Here is a 7,561-nt window from a genome sequence, read left to right as displayed (position 1 = left end):
TGGCATACTCGCCCAGCAGGTCATAGAGGCCGTCCACATAGCAGTCGTAGTCCGTGATGAACCATTCCTCATAGGTCTGCCCAAATTCGTCCTTCGACCCAATCCCGATGCGCTCAAAGACCTTTTTCAGTTCCTCCGCCGTGGTGGGAAACTTCACCCATTCGCCCACAAGGGCGCCCTCGTTGTACTTGCCCAGGTTGGTGATGAAGGCGGCAAAGGGATAATCTTTGTCATAGTCATAATGGGGCATAGCGACACCTCCTTACAGTTCCGGCGCAGACTTTTCCCGATGGGGCTGCGCCTTGCTCTGACCCGCACACTCTTTCCGGCTCTGCTCCAGCCGCTCCTTGATGGAGGGCTTTTTCTCCGTCTGCTTCTCCCTGGGGCGCTCATGCTCCCACTCGTCGCCGGAGAGGGTGAGATATCCTTTACTGGTGAAGCACCCCTGTTCCTCCTGCATGGCATGGTTGCCAAAAGGAACGGGATCAATGGCGTCCAGCAGCTCCGGGGGCAGAAGGATGTCCAAATGCTGCGCCAGATAGCGCCAGCCCACATCCTCCACTTTGCGAATGTTATCCTCCAGGATGAAATATTCCGTGTTTGCGGGAAACTCCCGAAACTGCTCCAAAGTGGTCAGGCGGAAGGGAGACTCCTGCACAGCGGCCAGGAGGTCCCTATCCTCCTGGGAGAGGGCGGACAGAGCCCGAAGCGTTGCCTCCTGCTCCGCAGGTTCCCACTCCTGGGGGAGCATTGCTTTCAGATCGTTCAGCGAAATATCCGATTTACTTTTTGCCATTCACACCCTCCTTCCGCTTGGAAAACTCCAGTTTGAAGCGGACATACTTTTCGCCGGTATCATCCAGCACCACCACCGCGTCATAAGCGGCGCCCTTCTTTTCAGACCACATCCCCCTGACGGAGGTACGGCCCTTCTTCAACAGGTCGGCAACCATCTTCCGGGTCAGCTCCTTTTTGCGGGAAGTCCAGAAGCGGTCATCTTTCCACAGCACGAAGCGGCAGGAGCGGTCGGAGCAGTAAAAATTCTTTTTGCCCTCGTAGACCGGTTTGCCGCAGCGGGGGCAGAGGCCCACGGTCTCCCGCTCCGGGGCGAACAGTTTCTGGCCTTCCTCGGAGATATGGGAGTAGGTTTTTACCAACTCCCGCGTCATTTCAGAGATCCCCGCCATGAAAGCGGCGGGGTCTCCCTCGCCCCTGGCGATGGCGGTCAGCTTCTGCTCCCACTCCGCCGTAAGCATGGGAGAGGTCAGCGTATCCGGCAGGACCGTAACCAGGTTGATCCCCGCCTTGGTGGGAACTAGGCTTTTGCCTCTGCGCTCCACAAATCCGGCCGCCACCAGCTTTTCCAGGATCGCCGCCCTGGTCGCCGGGGTGCCCAGGCCCTTGCGCTCGGCGTCCTCCGGCATATCTTCTTTTCCGGCGGTCTCCATCGCCGCCAGAAGGGTGTCCTCCGTGTACGCCTTGGGCGGGGCGGTGAAGTGTTCGGTAACAGCGGCCTCCACCTGGTCAAAAAGTTGACCCTCGGTGAAGTCCGGCAGAGCGGCGGGTTCCGCCTCGCCCTCCGGCTGCTCCTTCAGGGAAGCGCGGAAAATGCGGTCGATCTCACGCCAGCCCTCGGAGAGGATGTGCCGCCCCTTGGCGGTGAAGGTGTGTCCACCACAGTCAAAAGCGGCCGTGACCGCTTCATACATATAGGGTTCCGCCGCCGCACACAGCAGTTCCCGGCACACCAGCAGCAAGGTGTTCCGTTCTCCCACAGTCAGTTCGGACAGGTCGGCTTTCTCCAGCTCCAGCGTGGGGATGATGGCGTGGTGGTCGGACACCTTCCCATCATTCACCAGCAGGGACACATCCGGGAAGAACTCCCCGCACCCATCAAAGGGCGGCACCTGCGCTGCCAGATGCAGAACCACAGAGGCGGTCTCCGCCATATCAACCGTCAGATACCGGCTGTCCGTCCGGGGATAGGTCAGCAGCTTCTTCTCGTACAGTGATTGTGCGTAGTCCAGGGTCTGCTTGGCCGTGTAACCGAACACCCGGTTTGCCTCCCGCTGCAAGGTGGTCAGGTCGTAGAGCTTGGGCGGCGCCTCCTTCTTCTTCTCATGGGTGACGGAGGTGCAGGATGCCGATGCCCCGGCACAGGTTGCCCGCAGGCTCTCCGCCTCCTCCGGGGCAGTAATCTTCTCGGACACCGCTTCGGCTCCATCCAGCGCCAGGCGCACATGATGGTATTTCTCCTTGCGGAACAGGGTGATCCTGCTGTCCCGGTCCACCAGCATGGCAAGGGTGGGCGTCTGTACCCGCCCCACATTCAGGGTGCGATGGTATAGGACGGAGAACAGGCGGCTTGCATTGATACCAATGAGCCAGTCCGCCTTTTGGCGGCAGAGCGCCGACTGATACAGGGGATCATAGTCTCCGCCGGGGCGCAGCTCGGCAAAGCCCTCCCGGATCGCCGCGTCCTCCATCGAAGAAATCCAGAGGCGGGAGAAGGGCTTGGAGCATCCGGCAGCCTCATAGACCAGCCGGAAAATCAATTCGCCCTCCCGCCCGGCGTCGCAGGCGTTGACCAGCTCCGTCACATCCGGGCGCTCCATGAGGCACTTCAAATTCTGGAAGGCGTCCTCTTTGCCCTTCGCCAGCACATAACGGAAGGGCTCAGGCAGGATGGGAAGGTCGTCATACTTCCACTTCTTATAGGCGGGGTCATACCCGGCTGCATCCATCGGGGACATCAGGTGTCCCACACACCAGGAAACGATGAGCCCATTCCCTTCAAAACAGCCATCGGCCCTGGATGTGACACCCAGGGCCGACGCAACGGCTTTTGCAACACTCGGTTTCTCGCAGATCACCAGCTTCATTTCGTTTCCTCCGTTTCTTCCGGTTCAGGGGCATCCTCGTTAATATATTCCTCCTCATCCTCAAAATCATAGTCGTCCGGGTCGGCGCTGACCTTTGCGCCCTGTTTGGGCTTGATGAACTTGATATAGGCGAAGGCTCCGCCGCCGCCCAGTACTGCCAGCAGCAGGATCAATACCAGGGCGCCGCTGCTGCCGGACTCCTTCTCCGGCTCCGGTTCAGGCTCTGGTTCCTCCTCCGGCGCTTTCCCGGCACACTCGCTCATATTCACCGCACAAACCGGGCAGGCGGTATTCACCGCACCGGCCTGGCATTTCTCCGTACAGGTGCAGACCGCCGGCGCCTCCTGGGCCTCGCCATCCTCCATCAGTGCCAGGAGGTCCGCCTCGTCCACCTGGTTCAGGAAGTGGACGGTCTGCGCCCCCTCGTCATCCCGGTCGATGATGAGATAGAACACGTTGCCGCCCTTTGTCTCCACCGTGATGAACTGCTTGCCGGAGGATGTCCCGCCCAGGTCGTCAATGAGGGACAGGTTCCCATCCGGGGTCAGGGCTGCCCCTCCGCCCCCGGAGAGGCCGGAGGCGAACAGCTCCAGCAGGGCGGAGAGGTCCGTCCCGTCCAGGGAGAGGGAGAAGCTGCCCGTGTCCGTGATGGTCAGGTAGTCGGAATGAACATAGCCCTCCCGCTCCGGCAGAAGCACCTTGACCCATTCGCCCTCGGTGCCGATGACTTCTACCTGCGCCCCATCGGGAAGCTGGGTGAAGGCGTCGTTATCCAGCCCAGCGCCGGTGCGGACATTCAGGTTGCCGCCGCAGGTGGTCACGGTGCCGGTCTGCTGGGTTTCCCATTTCTCCGTGTCAGGGGTGAACAGGATGCCATCCTCGGTGACGCTCACGGTTCCCAGGCTACCCAACAGTTCGGTGAGCTGGTCCAGGGTGTCACCGCCGGCCTCCGCATTATCGCCGCCGGCAGTATCTTCATCATCGGAAACCGTGATTTCCGGGGTCCCGTCATCCTCCGTGAGGTCTGCCTCCATTTCGGTGTAGTAAGGTTCACCCTCCCCGCCGCCGGCAAAGGCAGGGATCGCAAAGGCCGTGGCACAGAGCGCCACGGCCAGCGCCGCCGTAAACAGGCGGATGATCGTTTTATTCTTCATACTCGGCGTCCTCCATCTCGTTCTCGCCGGGGTCAGCCGACGCCTCCGCCTCCATCATGCCCTCCGGCAGGGCGATGAGGCCGCTGGCGTATGCCTTCAGGAAGGCCGTCAGCTCCCGGTTGTCCATCTTCACCGCCTTGACCATGCGGACGATCTCCAGGTTCTCCTCCTCCACAAGCTGCGCCTCCAGAGAGCGGAGGCGCTTCTGCTGCTCAGAGATCTTTTCCTTGGTCTTTTCGATGTCTCGGCGGATTTTTTCAACAGTTGCCATGTGTGCAATTCTCCTTTCCAAACCGTTCTTTCCATGAGTAGTTGCGGCCCAGGCCCTGGACCGTTTTCAAATTGGGACGGGCGTTGTCCTCCAGCGCGATGGCCCGCCGGAACAGGTCCGGGTGGTGGTCCCGAAGCCGGATGATCTCCTCCGCCCTCATGCTGGGGCAGAAGAAACAGGAGGACTTGCCCGGCTGGGGAAGCCCCGCATCATCAATGGCCTGCTGACAAGCCGCCCGGTCCCATCCCCATTCCATCAGGGGATACCACTTGCTGTACTTGGGGTCGGCCAGATCCCCCAGCAGCACCTTGTCGCTGCGGTAGCCTTCGCCGGCGTCGTAGCCGATGAACTTGACCACCCGTTTGCCCGCCGCCCACACCTTCCGGCAGGGCGGATAATGGTTGCAGAACTTTTCCTGCGGCCCGATCTTGTGTTTCAGGGAACACCGCTTGAAGCCATAGGCCATAGAAGGCAGGGTACCGCTCTGCAAACACTCCTGTTCCAAGGTCAGCCGCTTTCCGTCCCGCGTGGTTTTATACACTCTGGTAATGGGCGGCATCCCGTGGTCCTTCAGCCAGCGGTCCATGATGTCCAGGTAGGCATAGGTGTGGGGATGCTCAGCCCCGGTATCCGCAAAGAGGATCAGGTCTACCGGGATACGGTGCTGGTGCAGGCCGACTAAAAGGGCGGTGCTGTTGACACCGCCCCCATAGGAAACCATATTGATGTGTGCTTCACCTCCCATCAGTTGTACGGCGGCCGGCCGTAGGCACAAAAGTGAGACTGCCAGTAACTTGTATTCAAATTGGTGTAGGAAATCGGGTCTCCGCAATGCAGCATCATCCCATCGCCCACATAAATACCCACATGGGAGATACCGCTGGTGTCATAGGTGCCCACGAAGAACACCAAATCACCGGGCTGGGGGTCGGATACCGGCGTGGAGATATTGTAGAGCCCCTGGGCGCCCAGCCGCCCGGTATTGCACAGGCCGGTGCTGGTCAGCACATAGCTGACGAAGCCGGAACAGTCAAACGATGTCTCCGGGCTGCTCCCGCCCCACACATAGGGGTATCCCAGGTATTTCTCCGCCTCGGTGATGAGGGTAGCAAACCGTTCATCCGTCAGGTACTCGGCGGGGATGTCCCAGGCCGTAGGCGGGTTCTCGATGTACTTGCCCACATAGCCGGAGGACGGAAACAGATCTGGGCGATTGCCCAGGGTGGACATATACACAGCATACATGGAAAGCTGATCCTCGCCCATGATATAGACCGGCACATGGGAGAGGTCAAAGTTTTCCAGCGTGACGGTGCAGATATACCAGGTGTATGGCACCTCCACTTCGTACTCGTTGCCCTCGCTGTCTGTCCGGGTTTCCGTCCGATACCTTGTTTCGGTGGTCACAGTTTCGGTGAGGATGTACTGCTTGTCAAAGAGCATTTCCAGGTCGCTTTGCACCTCGTCCAGGGTAAACACCCCTTCATGGAGCGCCGACAGGATGGACAACAGCACATAAGGATCATGCTCGATCTCGTCCAGGTCAAAGTGATATTCGTCATAGTCGTGGGTAGCCTCGTAGGTGTCCAGGTATTCTTGAAGCTCCGCCTCCATCCCGCAATAGGCGGCCTCGGCCCCGGTCAGATCCGCGTCCTCGGAGAGATAGGAGGACGCCACCAGGCCGGAAGTCCCGCCCCCGAACATGGAGGTGCAGGACTGCATCAGCCCCATGATGAGCATGAGGATCAGCCCAATCCCGCCCACGATGAGGAGGGTGTGCTTGTTTTTGGTGACGAAGCCGCCCAGCTTCTGGGCGATGGTCCCGCCGCCTTTCTTCGCTGCGGAAGCGGCGGTCTGGGATGCCTTTCCCGCAGCCTGGGCCGCGCCGGTCCCTGCCCGATGTGCGGCAGCATACTGCTTTTGCAGTCGCTTTTTCTGCCACAGGCGGGAGATGGGGTTACTGGACGCAAGCTGGGGATTTTCCATGACGGACTTCCGCCAGTAGAAATCGGCATTGGCTTTCACCGCTGCCTGCTCCGCCTGCTTCACATCCCGCCAGGGTTTCATTTTCCGGTCCGCATGCGCCTGATGGAAACGCCGCTTGCCATAGTCCACGGCCTTCTCAATCTGCCGTTCTCCCAGGTGGCCGGCCTGAACGCCGGAGTTATCGCCCTCCACCTTGCTCACTTCGCCGTGGAGGGTGGACCGTATTTCCTGCACCGGCCGGGACAATGGGTTGCCATGTTCCTTGCCGGGAGGCTTTACGGGAACAGCAGCTTTCGCCGCGTCCAGCCGATCCGCCGCCTTGTCCGACTTGCGGATGGCCTTTTTCAGTTCCGGCGCCGCCTGGTCTGTCTCGGAAAACTGCAAACGGGAGGAAGGGCGGTCCCTGGCCGCCTCACCCTCCCGAAAGGTGTCGCGCCGCTTTCGCCGCGCCTTTTTCGCCTGTCGGCGTTCCCGGTGTCCCACCACCTCGTCCGCCGCCCGGTTCAATGCCCCCGCCGTTTCATCAGCAGAAGAATAATCCTGCTCCGGGGGACGGTCTGAAATATGGGTGGCCTCGCCAGTCACCAGGTTCACCGAGATGGCTCCATCACGGGTCATCTTCTGCGCCTCCTTTTCGGAGGCTTTCCATTCCTGCATTTATCCGTCACCTCCTCCATAGGGGCAGATGCTGGCGCACGCCCCGGTCTCTATCAGGGAAATGTAGTGAAAAATGGGATAGGCCTGAGGCGGGCAGACCGCGTTCCCCAGGGTTTTCAGCCGCAGCGCCCGATCCTTCGTATCCTCGGTTATACGGGGGACGCCCTCCGGCTCGCTGGCCCAGAGGATACGTCCGTCCATCCCTGCGGGAAGCCCATGAGCCATTCCACCCAATCGGGGTTCAGCGCCGCCTTCTCCGACAGGGGCTGCTCCTGGTGGATCACCTGGGCCGACAGGTTGGAGGATGGGGATTTGCCCCGGAAGGCCGCCGGTTTCAGGGTGGAGCGGTAGCCCTCCGACGCCGCCGGCGTCAGGTAGAATACCGCCGCCGACAGGGACAGGCTCCAGATCGTCCCGTCCTTGTTCCGCTTGCGGAAGATCCCGTTGTCCGACAGGAACACATCCAGGTTGGCAGCGTCCCGGCAGGTGGATTTGTCGGAGGCAAGGGGCGTGGGAAACATCAGCCGCGACGATAAAAGTTCGCTGGCGCTCATGCCATGCGCCGACGCCGCAAGCCGGAAATACGAATGGGAGAACAGCGTATCCCGCTT

7 protein-coding genes and 2 pseudogenes are annotated in these 7,561 nt (G+C 60.7%); all 9 read right to left on the bottom strand.

All coding sequences use genetic code 11. The annotated features are described in order from the left end of the window. The coding region (locus tag ACMI1Q_RS07915; RefSeq protein ID WP_419503375.1) for an antirestriction protein ArdA at nt 1-250 on the bottom strand (250 nt) is incomplete at its 3' end. 12 nt (nt 251-262) lie between these two features. Further along, nucleotides 263-796 (bottom strand): hypothetical protein, encoded by a 534-nt coding sequence (locus tag ACMI1Q_RS07910; RefSeq protein ID WP_419503374.1) that lies wholly within the window; start codon nt 794-796, stop codon nt 263-265. After that, nucleotides 783-2,882, bottom strand: coding sequence for a DNA topoisomerase 3 (locus tag ACMI1Q_RS07905; protein WP_419503373.1), 2,100 nt, complete (start codon nt 2,880-2,882; stop codon nt 783-785). The genes ACMI1Q_RS07910 and ACMI1Q_RS07905 overlap by 14 nt, the downstream gene beginning before the upstream one ends. Continuing rightward, nucleotides 2,879-3,430, bottom strand: a pseudogene (locus ACMI1Q_RS07900) (DUF4366 domain-containing protein); the annotation flags it as partial. The pseudogene ACMI1Q_RS07900 and the gene ACMI1Q_RS07905, both read right to left, overlap by 4 nt. 114 nt (nt 3,431-3,544) lie before the next feature. Beyond that, nucleotides 3,545-3,916 (bottom strand): annotated as a pseudogene (locus ACMI1Q_RS07895) (SH3 domain-containing protein); the annotation flags it as partial. Between the two features lie 109 nt (nt 3,917-4,025). Beyond that, nucleotides 4,026-4,307, bottom strand: coding sequence for a DUF4315 family protein (locus ACMI1Q_RS07890; protein WP_087314357.1), 282 nt, complete (start codon nt 4,305-4,307; stop codon nt 4,026-4,028). Next, entirely contained in the window at nt 4,294-5,034 is a 741-nt protein-coding gene (locus ACMI1Q_RS07885; RefSeq protein ID WP_087314517.1) for a phosphoadenosine phosphosulfate reductase, read from the bottom strand. The genes ACMI1Q_RS07890 and ACMI1Q_RS07885 overlap by 14 nt, the downstream gene beginning before the upstream one ends. A gap of 17 nt (nt 5,035-5,051) precedes the next feature. Then, nucleotides 5,052-6,950 carry a CD1108 family mobile element protein gene (locus ACMI1Q_RS07880; protein ID WP_419503372.1) on the bottom strand — a complete coding sequence of 633 codons (1,899 nt, stop codon included), beginning with the start codon at nt 6,948-6,950 and terminating at the stop codon, nt 5,052-5,054. Nucleotides 6,951-7,099: 149 nt separating this feature from the next. Then, on the bottom strand, nt 7,100-7,471 hold the full coding sequence (locus ACMI1Q_RS07875) for a hypothetical protein (protein ID WP_419503371.1): 372 nt from the start codon (nt 7,469-7,471) through the stop codon (nt 7,100-7,102). Between the last annotated feature and the right edge of the window lie 90 nt (nt 7,472-7,561).

The sequence above is a fragment of the Candidatus Allofournierella excrementavium genome (assembly GCF_048526665.1).
In the GTDB taxonomy this organism is placed as follows: Bacteria; Bacillota; Clostridia; order Oscillospirales; family Ruminococcaceae; genus Allofournierella_A; species Allofournierella_A excrementavium.
The sequence above is the reverse complement of the archived record's forward strand: the minus strand, read 5'-3'. Positions and strand labels throughout refer to the sequence as shown.